This window comes from Dyella sedimenti, assembly GCF_022760995.1.
Classification (GTDB): Bacteria; Pseudomonadota; Gammaproteobacteria; order Xanthomonadales; family Rhodanobacteraceae; genus Dyella; species Dyella sedimenti.
In genome coordinates this window covers 779,751-795,592 of sequence record NZ_JAKWJO010000001.1, presented here as the reverse complement: position 1 = coordinate 795,592, position 15,842 = coordinate 779,751, and the positions used below count along the sequence as shown (strand labels likewise).

Annotated in this window: 13 protein-coding genes; 7 read left to right on the top strand and 6 right to left on the bottom strand. The window is 68.8% G+C overall.

Going from position 1 to position 15,842, the window contains the following annotated elements; all coding sequences use genetic code 11:
- Complete coding sequence (nagA, locus tag MJ605_RS03660; protein ID WP_243039660.1) at window positions 1-1,134, top strand: N-acetylglucosamine-6-phosphate deacetylase; 1,134 nt, start codon at window positions 1-3, stop codon at window positions 1,132-1,134.
- Window positions 1,135-1,146: 12 nt separating this feature from the next.
- Here the strand turns inward: nagA and MJ605_RS03655 are convergent, their stop codons facing one another.
- Together MJ605_RS03655 and MJ605_RS03650 are read right to left on the bottom strand one after the other, a co-directional pair.
- Complete coding sequence (locus MJ605_RS03655) at window positions 1,147-2,436, bottom strand: D-tagatose-bisphosphate aldolase, class II, non-catalytic subunit (RefSeq protein WP_243039659.1); 1,290 nt, start codon at window positions 2,434-2,436, stop codon at window positions 1,147-1,149.
- Between the two features lie 91 nt (window positions 2,437-2,527).
- Complete coding sequence (locus MJ605_RS03650) at window positions 2,528-3,724, bottom strand: SIS domain-containing protein (RefSeq protein WP_243039657.1); 1,197 nt, start codon at window positions 3,722-3,724, stop codon at window positions 2,528-2,530.
- A gap of 492 nt (window positions 3,725-4,216) precedes the next feature.
- Between MJ605_RS03650 and MJ605_RS03645 the strand changes: the two genes are divergently transcribed.
- Both MJ605_RS03645 and agaR read left to right on the top strand, forming a co-directional pair.
- Window positions 4,217-5,494 carry a sugar MFS transporter gene (locus MJ605_RS03645; protein WP_243039655.1) on the top strand — a complete coding sequence of 426 codons (1,278 nt, stop codon included), beginning with the start codon at window positions 4,217-4,219 and terminating at the stop codon, window positions 5,492-5,494.
- A 148-nt stretch (window positions 5,495-5,642) separates the two neighbouring features.
- A complete protein-coding gene (gene agaR, locus MJ605_RS03640; RefSeq protein ID WP_243039653.1) occupies window positions 5,643-6,452 on the top strand; it encodes a transcriptional repressor AgaR in 810 nt (269 codons plus the stop codon).
- Window positions 6,453-6,479: 27 nt separating this feature from the next.
- Here agaR and MJ605_RS03635 read toward each other — a convergent pair whose 3' ends face one another.
- Complete coding sequence (locus tag MJ605_RS03635; protein ID WP_243039652.1) at window positions 6,480-6,662, bottom strand: hypothetical protein; 183 nt, start codon at window positions 6,660-6,662, stop codon at window positions 6,480-6,482.
- 114 nt (window positions 6,663-6,776) lie between these two features.
- Between MJ605_RS03635 and MJ605_RS03630 the strand changes: the two genes are divergently transcribed.
- The 3 genes from MJ605_RS03630 to MJ605_RS03620 all read left to right on the top strand — a co-directional run bounded on the left by MJ605_RS03630 (window position 6,777) and on the right by MJ605_RS03620 (window position 11,433).
- Window positions 6,777-8,468, top strand: coding sequence for a molecular chaperone HscC (locus tag MJ605_RS03630; RefSeq protein ID WP_243039650.1), 1,692 nt, complete (start codon window positions 6,777-6,779; stop codon window positions 8,466-8,468).
- Entirely contained in the window at window positions 8,465-10,390 is a 1,926-nt protein-coding gene (locus MJ605_RS03625; RefSeq protein ID WP_243039649.1) for a hypothetical protein, read from the top strand. Before MJ605_RS03630 ends, MJ605_RS03625 begins: the two co-directional genes overlap by 4 nt.
- 134 nt (window positions 10,391-10,524) lie before the next feature.
- Window positions 10,525-11,433, top strand: a complete 909-nt coding sequence (locus MJ605_RS03620; protein WP_243039648.1) for a tetratricopeptide repeat protein — start codon at window positions 10,525-10,527, stop codon at window positions 11,431-11,433.
- Window positions 11,434-12,094: 661 nt separating this feature from the next.
- Here MJ605_RS03620 and MJ605_RS03615 read toward each other — a convergent pair.
- Genes MJ605_RS03615 through MJ605_RS03605 form a run of 3 tightly spaced genes read right to left on the bottom strand, consistent with a single transcriptional unit; the run spans window position 12,095 to window position 14,477 of the window.
- Window positions 12,095-12,394 (bottom strand): DUF6587 family protein, encoded by a 300-nt coding sequence (locus tag MJ605_RS03615; RefSeq protein WP_243039647.1) that lies wholly within the window; start codon window positions 12,392-12,394, stop codon window positions 12,095-12,097.
- Window positions 12,391-14,235, bottom strand: coding sequence for a ferrous iron transporter B (gene feoB, locus MJ605_RS03610; RefSeq protein ID WP_243039645.1), 1,845 nt, complete (start codon window positions 14,233-14,235; stop codon window positions 12,391-12,393). Before feoB ends, MJ605_RS03615 begins: the two co-directional genes overlap by 4 nt.
- Entirely contained in the window at window positions 14,232-14,477 is a 246-nt protein-coding gene (locus MJ605_RS03605) for a FeoA family protein (RefSeq protein ID WP_243039644.1), read from the bottom strand. The genes feoB and MJ605_RS03605 overlap by 4 nt, the downstream gene beginning before the upstream one ends.
- A gap of 321 nt (window positions 14,478-14,798) precedes the next feature.
- Between MJ605_RS03605 and MJ605_RS03600 the strand changes: the two genes are divergently transcribed.
- Window positions 14,799-15,842 (top strand): MBL fold metallo-hydrolase, encoded by a 1,044-nt coding sequence (locus tag MJ605_RS03600; RefSeq protein WP_243039642.1) that lies wholly within the window; start codon window positions 14,799-14,801, stop codon window positions 15,840-15,842.

The following is a 15,842-nucleotide window of genomic DNA, read 5'->3' as shown; positions in this document are numbered from 1 at the left end:
ATGTTGCGGCAAGTGTATGGACGTATCTTCACGCCCGCGGGCTGGCTGCTGGGCGCCGTGGTATTCGACGAACGCATTCGCGAACTGCAGTCGATGCCGTACGAGGCGCTGGTCCGTGTGGCCGGCACCCCGGCGCTTCCGCTCATCCTGCCCGGCTTTATCGACCTGCATGTGCATGGCGCCCGCGGGGTCGACGTGATGGAGGGCGGCGACAGCACGCAGGCCATCGCGCGCGCCCATGCGCGACACGGCACGACCGCGCTGCTGGCCACCACCATGACCGACAGCATCGAGCGGATCACGCAGGCCCTGCACGGTATCGAGCGCGTCAAGGCCGCGCCGGCTACCGACGCGGCGCGCGTGCTGGGCACGCACCTGGAAGGACCCTTCATCAGCGCCCATCGCCTCGGCGCCCAGCCCGACCGCGTCGTCACCGCCACGCTGCCACAAGTGGAGGCGCTGCATGCGATCACGCCGATCCGCGTATTGACGCTGGCGCCGGAGGTTCCTGGGCACATGGAACTGATTCCCGCGCTGGCCGCGCTGGGCATCCGCGTGCAGATCGGCCACAGCGCCGCCAGTTACGAGCAGGCCGTCGCCGCGCTGCGCGCGGGGGCTTCGGGCTTCACCCACCTGTTCAACGGCATGACCGGCGCCAGCCACCGAGAGCCCGGCGTCGCCGCGGCCGCGCTGGCCCACGGCGAATACGCCGAACTGATCCCGGACCTGGCGCACGTGCACCCGGGCGCCATCCATGCGGCGCTGCGCGCGATTCCGCGCCTGTACGGCATCACCGACGCCACCGCGGCCACCGATATGCCGGACGGCACCTACAGCCTCGGCACGCAGCGCGTGACCAAATGCGCCGGCTGCGTGCGGCTGGCGCATGGCGACTCCCTCGCCGGCAGCGCGCTCACCATGGACCAGGCTTTGCGCAACCTGATCTCCATCGGACTGGATGTGGGCGACGCCTCCAACCGGCTGTCGCGCTATCCCGCCGAATACCTGGGCCTGCAGGATCGCGGATGGATCCGTCCCGGCGCGTGCGCGGACCTGGTCGTGCTCGACCCGCAGTACGCGCTGACCCAGGTGTTTATCGAAGGAGCCGAGGTAGCTCCCGCTTCGCCTCCCTAAGCGCCGGTTCGCTCAATCGGCCTGCGCGCAAGCCTGTGCGTACTGGCGCACGACATGCGCCACACCGGAGCGCAGAATGCTGCCCGCCGAGTTCGCCAGCCAGCCGGCGCGTATCTCATCGTGCTGGCGCGGCAAGTACTGGCTGAGCAGGGCCAGCGGCAAGGCGCCCTTCGGCGACAGCGCATTGAGATTGCGCAGCAGCGTGTCGCAGGCTTCGCGCACCCTGGGATACGCCCAGTAGTAGCGCATGCGATCGCTCAGGCTGTACTGCAGGTCCAGCGCCAGGCGGTTCTCATCGGTGTAGTACTTGTTCCAGTACTTCGGCTCGGCGCGCATGACATCGAGCACGGTGCGGCGCAGTTGCGAGCGCTGCGCGGCCACCACCACCTCGTCCTCGATGAAGGACAGCGCCCACAGCGTCTCGCGCAGGGCATAGGTAACGCCCGGGCCGACCTTGAGTATCGCGAAGTGACCACGCACGAGGGCGGCCAGCGCCTCGGGGGTCTGGTAGTCGGTGGAGTGCGCCTCATAGAGCAGGCCGGGGTAGGCCTCGATGGCGGCGCTGAGGGCGCGCGCCTTCTCCGGCTTGTAGTCGACGACATCGTGGTGGTCGAACTCGACCCCGGGCTGTACGACCAGGCCGATCACGCGCCGCCACGCCTCGCCGAGGTCCTGCCTGGCGAACGCGTCGCGGTGCGCCTCCACGGTCGCCGCCATCGCCTCGGGACGCGTCACCTGCAATTCGTCCAGCTCTTCTTTCGCGCCACCCGGCACCGGCACTTCGGTGCCGACGATGTAGACCGGCGCCTCGCCGCCGCTACGCTGCCAGGCACGCTCGGCGACCACGGCAAGACGCGCGGCGCGCGCGGCCACCTCGGTGTCGGGCAGCACGTGCGGATCATCGGCGCAGGACATCGAGCAATCGAGATGGATCTTGCGGAAGCCTGCGGCGACGTACTCGTCGATCAGCGTCTCGGACTTCGCCATCGCCGAGGACGCGGATTCGTCCTGCCAGCAGTTCGGTCCCAGGTGGTCGCCGCCGAGCAGCACGCGCTCGCGCGGCAGCCCAGCCCGGTCCGCCTTGTCTATCACGAAGGCATGGAAATCGACCGGACGCATGCCGGTGTAGCCGCCGAACTGGTTGACCTGGTTCGAAGTCGCCTCGATAAGCACCGGCTGGCCGCTGTCACGGCCGTGGCAGAGCGCGGCGTCCAGCACCACCGGATGCGCCGAGCAGATCGAGGGGATACCAACGGCGTGGCCGGCGCGATGCCTGGCGACGATGTCGAGCAATGCTTTCATGGAATATTCCGAACCCGCGTTTCGTCCAACACCTCAACCCACTCCACGCTTGCCGGCGCCGTCGGGGAACCGGCCGCCGGCCCGGAAGCCATCAGTGGATCGCAAAATCCTCGACCACGCGGGTCAGCACACCCTGCGAGGGGGTATCCGGCTTGCCGCCCTGCGACAGGCAGCGGAAGAACGCCAGCAGCTGGCCGGCGGCGATGCCCGCCAACAGGGCCGGCACCTCTTCATGGGCCTCCGCCGCCAGGCCATCCAGTTCGATCGCCACATCGTCGGGACCGACCAGGTCGGCCGGGATGCCCTCGCCCACCAGCAGCCTCGCCAGGCCCAACCGCTTGCGCGAGAGTTCGCGCAGCAGGTCGACCTCGAAGGCGCGCGTGGCGGGATCGGGCGACAGCAGCCCGAACACCAGCGTCGACGGATGCACGGCGGACATCGGCCCATGGCGCAGGCCAAGGAAGGTTTCCGCCATGGTCAGCACCTGGCCGCCGGTCATCTCCAGCATTTTCAGCGCGCACTCGTGCACGGCGCCGAGCGCGCCGCCGCTGCCGAGATAGACCGCCGTGGAAAACTCGCGGCGGGCCAGCGCCGCCACCGCATCGGCCTGCCGCTCGAAGATGCGCTGCGCGACCGCTGCCGCCCGGTCGATGGCGGCCGGCGCGATGTCGCCATGCCGCCCCTGGATCAACCCGGTGCCGGCCAGCAGCAGATTGGTGAAGCTGCTGGTCATGACCAGGCTGCGGTCGTTGGTGCGCTCGTCGAGCACCAGCACGGTCACGCGCGGATCGTCCGCATAGCGGGTAGCCAATTTGCCGTGGGCGTTGCAGGTGATGACCAGGTGGCGCCAGGCCGGCGCCTCGGCCAGCAGGCGATCGACCACGCCCGCGCTCTCCGGGCTGTCGCCGGAACGCGCCAGCGAAACCAGCAGGCCCGGCTGCGGCGGCAGCACGCCGCGCCAGTGCGTGAGCAGGGTGCCGGCCGTGATGGCCTGCACCGGCACGCCCAGCCCCAGTTGCAGGGTGGGCGCCAGGCATTCGCCGATGTACATCGAACTGCCCGAGCCGGTGAGCACCACCTGGCCGGGCATGGGCTCCAGGGCGTGGGCGATGGCCTGCTGCGCCGTCCTGCCCCGTAACATGCCGGCGGTATCGCGCCAGGTGGCGGGCTGCTGGAGGATCTCGCGCAGGGTATCGGCATAGCCAAGCTCCCGTTGCTCCGCCGGGGGACGCGCCTGCAGTTCCGCCAGGGTGACGATTGTTTTCGTTTTCTTGTCAATGCTTGACATTAGTCCCCAATCCGTCCAAATTCGAAGCCGAAAGACTGAAAAGCACAGTACTCGAAATGAAATTATCTTTCAATACTGTTCGATATCTTCTAAAACCCTTCGAGACTACCGCTTTCAGGACCTCGCCATCCGCACCACAGGACACACCGATCCACGTCCGTACGCCATGACCATGGAACCGGCCGTTGCATTCGTGCCAAGGGCACGAGCCGACTCCATGCCCGCCATCATCGCTTCCCCTCTCCGCCGGCTGCCGCGCCTGGCTTCCCGTTTCGACTCGCCGCGGCCGGCGGCTTTTTCATGCACGGCAACGGCGGCACCACGCGGGGGCGCAAGTCCGGCACGAATCGTGCGCGGGAAGCTTCCTCGCCACGCCGGCATAAAGGCATCGTGGCCAGGCATGCGATAGCGTCTTTTGCGGCGCGTGAAGGCTCCGCGGCGGCCTGGCGTCGGCGGTGACGCCGCCGGTTCAATCACAGGGGGAATCCATCCATGTCGTCCATCACGCCCACCGGCGAAGCGCCACATCCATCCAGCCTGCTGCCGATGACGATCATCGGCGTGCTGTTCTTCACCATGGGCTTCTTCACCTGGCTCAACGGGCCGCTGATCTCGTTCGTCAAGGTCGCCTTCACCCTGGACGACGTCAACGCCTTCCTGGTGCCGTTCGCCTTTTACCTTTCCTACTTTGTGCTCGCCCTGCCGGCCGGCGCGGTGCTCAAGCGCACCGGCATGAAAAGAGGCATGGCCCTGGGCCTGTTCGTCATGGCGATAGGCGCGGCCGTGTTCGGCCAGTTCGTGCGCATCCGCGTCTATCCGGGCTCGCTGACCGGCCTGTTCGTGATCGGCGCGGGCCTGTCGTTGTTGCAGACGGCCGCCAATCCATACATCAGCATCCTCGGCCCGATCGACAGCGCGGCACGGCGCATCGCGCTCATGGGCATCTGCAACAAGTTCGCCGGCGCCCTGGCACCGCTGGCCTTCGGCGCGCTGGTCATGTCCGGCATCGATGCGTTCCTGGAACAGGCCACCCGGATGGCGGCGAGCCCGGCGCGCGAAAGCCTGCTCGACGCATTCGCCGCGCGCGTGTTCTGGCCGTATCTGGGATTGGCGGGACTGCTGGTGGCGCTGGCGGCCTGGATCCTGCTTTCCCCCCTGCCGGACGTCAAAGCCGCCGAAGCGAAAAACGAAAACCCGGCCCGAGGCCAGGGCGGCATCTTTGGCTTCCCGCACCTGTGGCTGGGCGTGCTGTGCCTTTTTCTCTACGTGGGCGTAGAGGTGATGGCCGGCGACGCCATCAATACCTATGGCCAGGGCTTTGGCCTGCCGCTGCGGGTGACCTCGCACTTCACCACCTACACCATGTTCGCCATGCTGGCCGGCTACCTGTTCGGCTCGGCGATGATCCCGCGCTTCATTTCGCAGCAGCGCTACCTGGCCGTGTCGGCCGTGCTGGGCGTCCTGTTCGCGATCGGCGCCTTCGTCACGCACGGCCTTCCGTCGGTAGCCTTCGTCGCCGCCCTGGGCTTCGCCAACGCCATGATGTGGCCGGCCATCTTCCCCCTCGCGATCAAGGGACTGGGCGGCCATACCGAGCAGGGGTCGGCCCTGCTGGTCATGGGCATCGTGGGCGGCGCGCTGGTGCCTCAGGTGTTCGTGCACCTCAAGCAGCACGTCGATTTCCAGCTGTCCTTCGCGCTGGTCACCGTGCCCTGCTACCTCTACATCCTGTACTACGGCATGCGCGGCCACGCCGCCGGCACGCGCTGAAGGCAGGCCGCATCCTGGAGAGACAGCGAACGAAGGTTTCGATTATGCTCCTGCCGCCATGCGCCGCAGGAACGCCGGCCGATGACGGCGTCCCACGTGAGTTCCTGCGCAAGCCAAACAACGCCGCCCGCCTGCCTGGAAAGGACCCATGACGACACGACGCAAGGCCGCCACGCCCCCGCCGCCCAAGCTGCTGGTGGAAGAACGCCGGCGCCGCATCGTGGAGCGGGTGAACCAGCAGGGCCGCGTCACGGTGGACGAACTGGTGACGCTGTTCGACATTTCCGCCGTGACCATCCGTGCCGACCTGGAAGCGCTGGACCGCGCCGGCGCCATCAGCCGTTCGCACGGCGGCGCCCTGCCCGCCGCGCCCAACGCGCTTGACACGCCGCTCGACATCAAGGAAACCCGCCACCACGCGCAGAAGCGGCGCATCGGCCAGGCCGCGGCGCAGCTGATCCAGGACGGCGACACCATCATCCTCGACTCGGGCACCACCACGGTGGAGATCGCGCGACAGATCCGCCAGCAGAAATGGACCTCGCTCACGGTGATCACCAACGCGCTGAACATCGCGATGGAGCTGTCCGCCCTGCCCGCCGTGCGCGTGATGATGCTGGGCGGCCTGCTGCGCCAGGCCTCCTATTCGCTGGCCGGCCCCGACGCCGAGCAGGCGCTGTCGCGGCTTTCCGCCGACCGCCTGTTCCTGGGCGTGGACGGGCTCGACCCGGACGTGGGCGTGACCACGCCCGACCCGCTGGAAGCTTCGCTCAACGCATTGATGATCCGTGTCTCGCGCCAGGCCGTGGCGGTGCTGGACGCCAGCAAGTTCGGCCAGCGCAGCCTGTCGGTGATCGCCCCGGTGGGCGACCTGGACATCGTCATCAGCGACACCGCCGCGCCCGCCGAGTATGTGCAGGCGCTGGAGGCCAAGGGCGTAAGGACGATGCTGGTGTAAGAGCCTGCTCGCAGGCAGGCCCCAATGTCAGCGCGGAACGCGCAGGCTGGAGTCGCGCAGCGCGGCCTCGTGTTCCAGTTCGTCCTGCGAGGCGATTTCCACGTTGTCCAGCAGATGTCCCGGCGGATGGCGCAGGGTCGGCTGCGGCACGGTGGCGTCGGTGGCCTCGCCGGCCGGCAAGGTCGGATCCATGGGCGATGTACGGTGCATGGGAGACTCCTGGGGGTCGGGCGATTCTAGCCGGCTTTTCGCCGGTGCGCCCGTCATGCGTCGGAGGCCCGGGCTTGGGTACACTCGTGGCATTCCCACAGGGGGTCGTCAGGGATGATCGTCGGCATCGATCTCGGTACTACGCATTCGCTCATCGGCACCTTTGGCGACGAGGGTGCCGTGCTGTTTCCCAATGCGCTGGGCGAATACCTCACGCCCTCGGTGGTGAGCGTGGACGACGAGGGCCACGTCATCGTCGGCCAGGCCGCGCGCGACCGCATGGTGAGCCACCCGGAGGCCAGCGTGGCCACCTTCAAGCGCTGGATGGGCACGCCCCGCGAGACCCGGCTGGGACCGCACAACTTCCGCCCCGAGGAGCTTTCCGCGCTGATCCTGCGTTCGCTGATCGCCGATGCGGAGGCCGTCACCGGCGAGAAGGTCGCCGAGGCGGTGATCAGCGTGCCGGCCTATTTCTCCGATGCGCAGCGCAAGGCCACGCGCGCGGCCGGCGAACTGGCCGGCATCCGCGTGGAACGGCTGATCAACGAGCCCACCGCCGCCGCGCTGGCCTATGGCCTGCAGGAACAGCACGACGGCGCGCGCTTCCTGGTGTTCGACCTGGGTGGCGGCACCTTCGACGTTTCCGTGCTGGAGATGTTCGAGGGCGTGGTCGAGGTGCACGCCAGCGCCGGCGACAACTTCCTCGGCGGCGAGGATTTCCTGGACGCGCTGGAAACCGCCTTCGCCGCCGACCAGCAGCTGTCGCTCGACGAACTCACGCCGCAGGAACGCGGCCAGCTGCGCCGGCGCCTGGAACAGGCCAAGCGCGAACTGGGCGCCAATGCCGTCGCCCGCATGGAATGGCGCCGGGACGAGCGCCCCTTCGCCTGGGAGATCGACGAGGAACGCTTCGCCCGGCTGTGCGAACCGCTGGTGCAGCGCATGCGCACCCCGCTGGAGCGGGCCATGCGCGACGCGCGCCTGCAGCCCGCGCAGCTGGACGAGATCGTACTGGTGGGCGGCGCCAGCCGCATGCCGCTGGTGGCGCGCATGGTGTCGCGCATGTTCGGCCGCCTGCCGCTGCGCCACGTCAATCCCGACCAGGCCATCGCCCTCGGCGCTTGCGTGGCCGCCGGCCTGAAGAGCCGCGACCAGCGCCTGGACGAGGTGATCCTCACCGATGTATGCCCCTACACCCTGGGCACCAAGGTCTCGCGCCGCGACGACAAGGGCAACGAGCAGACCGGCTTCTTCGCGCCGATCATCCACCGCAACAGCACGGTGCCGGTGAGCCGCGAGGAAGTCTTCCAGCCCATGCGCGACCACCAGGCCAAGCTCACGCTGGAGGTCTACCAGGGCGAGAACCCAATGGTGGAGCGCAACATCAAGCTGGGCGAACTGGAGATCCCGCTGCCGCCCAAGCGCACCGCGGCGGAAAACGCGGTGCGCCTGCGCTTCACCTACGACATCAACGGCGTGCTGCAGGTGGAGGCCGAACTGATCGCCACCAGGCAGCATTACGAGCTGGTGCTGGAACAGAACCCGGGCCTGCTTGACCCGGCCGAAATCCGCAAACGCCTGGCGGCGCTGCAGGACATCAAGATCCATCCGCGCCACAAGCAGGAAAACATCGCCATCCTCGCCCGCGCCGAGCGCCTCTACGAGGAATACGTCGCGGCGCGCGCCCAGTTGCAGCAGTGGATCGCCTACTTCCGCTCCATCCTGGACAGCCAGGACGAGCAACTGATCCGCGAACACCGCCGCCAGTTCGGCGAGGCGCTGGACACGCTGGAGGCCAATGCATGAGTTCGCCGCTGGCATGGTTCGGACTGCCTGACGATGCCGACGAGCGCACCATCAAGCGCGCCTACGCGCAGCGCCTGAAAAGCGTGCGGCCGGATGCCGACCCGGCCGGTTTCCAGCAATTGCACGACATGTATCGCCAGGCGCTGGCGTGGTCGCAACGGCAGGCGACTCCCGCCTCGCCTGGGATGGAACCGCCGTCGCCGCCCATGCAAGGCGGCGACGACGCGCCAACGCCGCACGACATGCCGCCCGCCGATGCGGCACATGTACCGCCGTCCGGCGACACGCCACCGGCCACGCAACCGCCCCTGCCCGGGCCACGCATCGCCACGCTCCCCGCCGCGCCGCCGTCGTCCCCGCATCCACCGGCCTCCACGCTGCCGCGCCCGCCCGCGACGGATGGCAGGCCGTTGCCGCCACGGCCTGCCTTCTCGGCCAGCCAGGCGCTGACCTCGCAGTTCGATATGGACGTCTTTATGGCCGACGTCCTGGAGGTGGCCATCCGCCAGGATGCCCGGTCCGTGCAGGCATGGCTGGAACAGCGGCAGGAACTGTGGTCGCTGCATCTCAAGCACGAGGCCGGTCGCGCCGTGCTGCAACGCCTGTTCCGCGATCCGCCGCCCATCGACACCGCCAATGTCGAGGCCATGCTGGCTTTCTTTGGCCTCGACCATGCGCTGACAGGCGTCGACCCGCTGCAGATGATGCAGCTGCGCGAAGCCATGCAGCAGCGGCACGCGCTGGTGCGGCGGATGCAACCGGCGGTGCAGCCCTGGGGCGCGAACCGGCGGCTGCTGGATGTGCCGGCGTTCTTCGCCTGGTTCTGCCAACTGGCCATGATGGGCGAGGACGACGCCCTGGCCGCCACCATGTCGGTGCAGCCGGCGTTGCTTTCCCTGGCGGTGCGCCAGCGGGTCGCCCCGAGGCTGCTGGAACGGCTGCAGCGCGAGCTTCCGCCGATGCCGCAGGCGTGCACCGGCCTGCTGCTCAACGCATTCGGCCTGGGCGCGCTGCTGGCGCAGGCCAACCAGCCGCCGGGTGAACTGGTGGCCAGGCTGCACATGCAATGGCTGATGTTGCCAAGCCAGACGGGCAAGCTCGTATTGCAGGTGAAGGAGCCCACCGAGCGCTACGGCGACCCGGGCCTGGCCAAGCGCCAGCTGCATTGGCTGCAGCGACCCTTCCGCTGGTGGTGGATCGTGCTGTCCTCCCTCGTGCCCAAGCGGTTGTACCGGTTGGGCCTGTTCGCCTGGCGCCTGAGCGGCGGCGTGCCTCCACGCCTGGACCACTTCTTCAACGGGCGCCTGACCCGCTTCTGCATCGCTACCGCCGACCGTACCCGCATCACCTGGCCGCGCGTGCTGGTCGGCGCGATCCGCTGCGTGGCGGCGCTGCTGGCCTGCGCCGCGCTCAACGCCTGGACCCTCCGGGTCGATGCCTTCCCGCACCCCGGCGATGCCTGGCTGCCACTGATGCTCGGCGGCGGCATCACGGCGGGCTGGCTGTATTACCTCGGCTTCACCGCGCTGCGGCTATGGCAGCAGCGCCCCGAGGAGCCGGTGCAGCCACGCCCGTTGCTGCGCATGGGGCTGATTCCCGCGCTGATCGCCGCCGGCCTCGCCCTGGCCTTCGGCGTCGACCAGCTAGTGGCGGCGCAGGCCGTACTGATCACCGCGGCCGGGCTCGCCTACACGCGCTACCGCCAGCGCAATCCGCGCGGCAAGGCAACCAGCGCCGCCGGCAACCTGGTGGTGCTGGTGTACCTGCTGGCCATGGTGTCGTGGGTGGTGCTGCGCTACCCGGCCGTCACCGCCGGCATCGCGCTGTTCTACTGGGTGCTGGACCTGGCCAGCCAGCGCAAGCAACTGCGCTTCCGCTATCGCCCTGCCGACGATGGATCTCCCGTGCCCGACGCCGCCTGAAGGCACGGCCGCGCCCGCATGGCGATGCGCCATGCGGCGCCATCCTCCCCGGTGCCGGACCACCGTTGCCCCACGCCAGCGTTGGGAGTAGCGTGCATGCGTCGAAATTCTCATGCAGGCACCGAGGTGTCGCCATGAACAGGCAACGTGTTTCGAGCTTGCGTCTGCTGTGCCTCGCCGCGTTTCTTGCCGCGTCCCCGGGTGCCTTCGCCGGCAGCGACGCGACGCTGCCCACCATCCCCGTGGATACCAGCGGCGCACCGCCCAAGGTGGTGAGCTACCGCGCCACGCCGGACGTGCCCACCAGCCGTACCGACGCCTTCAACACGCCGGTGGACGACGCCCGCCCGGGCGAATACTTCTTCTACCTGGGCGCGCTGGCCAACCAGCGGCACGACTACGCGCACGCCATCGCCATGTACAAGGTCGCCGCCTCCTGGGCGTACAAGCCGGCGGAGTACAACCTGGGCGTGCTCTATCTCAACGGCCACGGCTCGCCGGTGGACCTGCCGCGCGCCATGGCATGGTTCGCGCTCGCCGCCGAGCGCGGCGGGACGCAATACGTCTACGCCAAGCAACTGCTCTATGCGCACCTGACGCCGGAGCAGTTCGAGGAGGCCAACCGGATCTGGCGCGAGCTGCTGCCGACCTACGGCGATGCATCCGCCCTGGTGCGCGCCAAGGCGCGCTGGCGCGAGGTGCGCTACTCGGCCACGGGCTCGCACGTGGGATCGGCCGCCGACCACGTGATGGTCGGCGGCATGGTCGGCATGAACAATCACCAGGCACCACTGAACTACGACGTCGGCAACGGCGGCATCCTCGCTGTCACGCCGGGCGAGGTCACCGGCGTGCACCAGACGGACGGCTATCTCGCCTACCTGCCGCTGCGCGCGACGGACGATCCCTACGATCCGAAGTTCATGACCGACCTGCTGTCGGGCACGGTGACGGTGGGCATCCTCACGCCAGTCAAGCCGGACGATCCGGCCATGCGCAGGATCCATCCGCCGATGGACGATGACCCGCCGAGCCATCCCTGAAACCTGGGAGCCTGTTCAATCTCGGCGTGGCCACGGGGGCAGCCACCCACAGCTGTAAGAGCGCACCCTGTGCGCGACCGCTCTTCGCCTCGGTCCGCCCCGCTCGTCGTCCCGGCGCACCCCACAAAAGGGGGCAAGGGCCGGGATCCAGTAACGGTATCGCTCGGTTGTCGCCTTATCGCCAGGATGCCGCCTACGACCGAAGGAAGTCCCCGTGGGACGCGGCGGGCGTTTCGACGTCCTGCCGGCGACGCGAAGCTAGTCCCCGTGGGGCCGCCGAGTCACGTTTCTCTTGCTGGCCCAAGAGAAAAGTAAAAGAGAATGGCCTTAAAGGCTCGCAGCGCCGTGTCGAATACAAGCTCGGGAGCCTGAGGCCAGTCCGATCAGTGACGTGCTACCTCAAACGGCGCCGCTACCCCGCAACGCGCCATGGCGGTGAGGAAGCGCAGCACTGCGCGGCATACAAGCCATGCAGGCCTCGCTAGCCGAATCAGCTTCTCTTTCAGTTACACACCGCGGCTACACCGCGGAGCGGCGATGGACTGAGGGCTTAGAGCCTGTTCAAGATCCCGGCGTGCCTTCTACGGATCTCGGCTGAGACTCGACACTGATCGGGCTGCTTGCACGGGGAGGTTGGAGTACGCCGGGATTGAACGGGCCTTCACTTGGCCCGAGGGCGGAATTCCAGCGGCTGCGCGTCGCGCGCCGAGGCCGGCGGCTTGGGGCCGCAGGCACCACAGGTGCTGCAGCCATCGCTACAGTTGCCGGTGGCCTGCCGGGGCTGCAGGCGGCGTCCCAGCGCACGCTGCCAGCCGGCACGGCCGGGGCGGTCGGCATACAGGGCCAGCGCGGCCAGCCAGCGGTTGGTGAGCTGCGGCGCCAGCTTGCGGAAGGTGAGCAGCGCGCTGACCAGCACGGCCAGGCCGATCACCACGTATTGCGCGAGCAGGCCGGTACTCATGTCAGCAGGTTGGTGATCTGGTAGGTGAGGAACGAGGCCACGTACGCCACCGCGAACATGTAGCCGAACGAGATGCCCACGTTGCGCCAGGAATTGGTCTCGCGGCGGATCACCGCCAGCGTGGACATGCACTGCGGAGCGAACGCGAACCACACCAGCAGCGACAGCGCGCTGGCCAGCGGGAAGTTGGCCGCCAGCGCCTGGGCCAGCCCCGCGCCCTCGGCGCCGTCGCCACCCACCGCGTACACCGTGGCCAGGGCGGCCACCGCGGTCTCGCGCGCCGCGAAGGCGGGAATCAGCGAGACGCAGATCTGCCAGTTGAAGCCCAGCGGAGTGAAGATGACCAGCAGCCCCCGGCCGATATAGCCGGCAAAACTGTAGTCGATGGCCGGGCCGGTGGCGCCCTGCGGCGGCGCCGGGAAGCTGGACAGGAACCACATCAACACGGTCAGGCCGAGGATCACGCCGGTCAAGCGCTTCATGAAGATCATGCCGCGCTCCCACAGGCCGATCGCCACGTCGCGCACCTTGGGCAGGCGGTACGAGGGCAGCTCCATCAGCAGCGCGTGCTCGCTGCGGTCGCGGCGCAGCTTCTTCATCACCCAGCCCACCGCCATCGCGCCGATGATGCCCGCCGCATACAGCGCGAACAGCACCAGCCCCTGCATGTTGAACACGCCCAGCACGCGCCGGGTGGGAATGAACGCGCCGATCAGCAGCGCATACACCGGCAGGCGCGCCGAGCAGGTCATCAGCGGCGCCACCAGGATGGTGGCGAGGCGGTCGCGCGGGTCGGTGATGCTGCGCGTGCCCATGATGCCGGGAATGGCGCAGGCGAAACTGGAAAGCAGTGGGATGAACGAACGCCCGGTCAGCCCCACCGACACCATCAGGCGGTCGAGCAGGAAGGCCGCGCGCGGCAGGTAGCCCGATTCCTCCAGTACCAGGATGAAGAAGAACAGCACCAGGATCACCGGCAGGAAGCCCACCACCGTGCCCAGGCCGCCGAAGATGCCGTCCACGATCAGGCTCTGCAGCGGCCCGGCGGGCATCCACGTGGTGGCGTGCTCGCCCAGCCAGGCGAAGCCGTCGCCGATCAGGTCGGTCATCGGCTTGCCGGCGGCGTACACCGCCTGGAACACCAGGAACATCACCGCCGCCAGGATCGCCAGCCCGAACACCGGATGCAGCGCCCAGCGGTCCAGCGCATCGTCCAGCGCGTCGGTGGCGCGCGGCATGGTGACGGCGGCGGCGAGCAGTTCGCGCACCTGCGTGTGCAGGTCGGCACGGCTCGCCGGATCGTCCGGCAAGGCCGGCGGTGCCTGCGGGATCTCGCCGTCCACCTGGGCGATCAGCGCCCTTACACCATCGCGCCTGACCGCCACGGTCTCCACCACCGGGATGCCGAGGCGGCGCGACAGCTCGGGCACGTCGATGGCCACGCCGCGGCGGCGCGCTGCGTCCATCATGTTCAGCGCCAGCACCACTGGGCGGCCCAGACGCTTCACTTCCAGCACGAAGCGCAGGTGCAGGCGCAGGTTGGTGGCGTCGGCCACGCACACCACCAGGTCCGGCGCGGACTCGCCCGGGTAGTTGCCTTCCAGCACGTCACGGGTGATCTGCTCGTCCGGGCTGGTGGCGTCGAAACTGTAGGTGCCGGGCAGGTCCAGCACGTGCAGCACGCGGCCGGAGGGCGCGGTAAAGCGGCCTTCCTTGCGCTCCACGGTGACGCCGGCATAGTTGGCCACCTTCTGGCGGCCGCCGGTGAGCTGGTTGAACAGCGCGGTCTTGCCGCAGTTGGGATTGCCCACCAGGGCGATGCGCAACGTGCCGGCGCTCATGCCGCGGCCTCCGCTTGGACCAGCACGCGCGCCGCCTCGTTGCGGCGCAGCGCGAAGCGGGTCGAGCCGATCTGGATCAACAGGGGATCGGCACCCACCGGCCCGATCGCCACCACGCGGACCGGTTCGCCCGCCACGAAGCCCAGGTCGCGCAGGCGTTGCGCGATCGGGTCGGAAGCATGGGCATCGTCCACTCGGTCCACCACGGCAGTAACCCCTTTCGGCAGGTCGGACAGGCGCACTGGTCACCAACTTAAATAAGAATAGTTCGCATTGTAGCCTAGTCGCCTGCTGCCTGCAGCGTAGTCATATGCCGCAGCGCGCGAGCGCAAAAGCCTTCGTCCGGTGTCGGCGGACAAGCAAGAACCTGCTGGCCCCACCACTGAATGGCAGGCCATGCCTTCCGGCACAGTCTGCTTGGAAACCGGCGCGGTGCCCCGATACGAGGACGATGACGCCGTGCTCGCCGCGGCGATCCCCGGCTGCCCGTGCGGGCGCCATGCCATGCAGAGGTCGATATGCCCTTGTTTGCCCGCCACGCCAACGGACTTCGCCTGGAGCGCATGCGAGCTTCCGCGCAGTACGCCGGCGAAAGCTTCGTCAACACCTACCCGGCCAGCACGCCGCGCGTCATGGACGATCGCCCTTCGCTGGCCGATTTCTTCTTCCGCAACGAGGGACGCGTGCCGGGCAAGGCGCTGCCCGCGCTCGATCCCCGCGCGTCGTGGCGCAAGCCGGCCGGAACCGGCCTGCGCGCCACCTGGCTCGGCCACTCGACGGTGCTGCTGGACATCGACGGCGTACGCGTGCTGACCGACCCCGTATGGGGCGAGCGCGCCTCGCCGTTCTCCTTCCTCGGTCCCAAGCGCTTCCAGCCGGTGCCGGTGGCCATCGAGGAACTGCCGCCGCTGGACGCCGTGCTGGTCTCGCACGATCACTACGACCACCTGGATTACCCGAGCATCCGTGCACTGGCCAGGCGCAACGTGCCGTTCATCACCTCGCTGGGCGTCGGCGTGCATCTGGAAGCGTGGGGCGTGCCGCCGGAGCGCATCACCGAGCTGGACTGGTGGGAGCAGGCGGAACTGCCCGGCGGCCTCGCCATCACCGCCGCGCCGTCGCACCATTTCTCCGGCCGCAACCTGAAGGATCGCAACGCCACGCTGTGGTCCTCGTTCGTGCTGCGCGGCACGCGCCACGCGGTGTACTTCAGCGGCGACAGCGGACTGTCGCCCCACTTCGCCGAGATCGGCCAGCGCCTCGGCCCGTTCGACCTGGTGATGCTGGAAGTGGGCGCGTTTCACCCCTCCTGGGGCAACGTGCACCTGGGCCCGGACAATGCGCTCGCCGCCTGGCGCCAGCTCGGCAGCGGCCGCCTGCTGCCGGTGCACTGGGGCACCTTCAACCTGGCCATGCATCCCTGGGCCGAACCGGCCGAGGTCCTGCTGGCCAAGGCGCCGGAAGGCCTGCTGATGCCGCGTCTGGGCGAGGCGATCGAGCCGGCGCACGTGGAAACCGTGACCCCGTGGTGGCGCGAGGCGATGCCCGGCCATCGCGGCCAAGCGCGCGAGGCGGCGGAGTTCCTGGCCCTGCCGGTAAAGGACTAG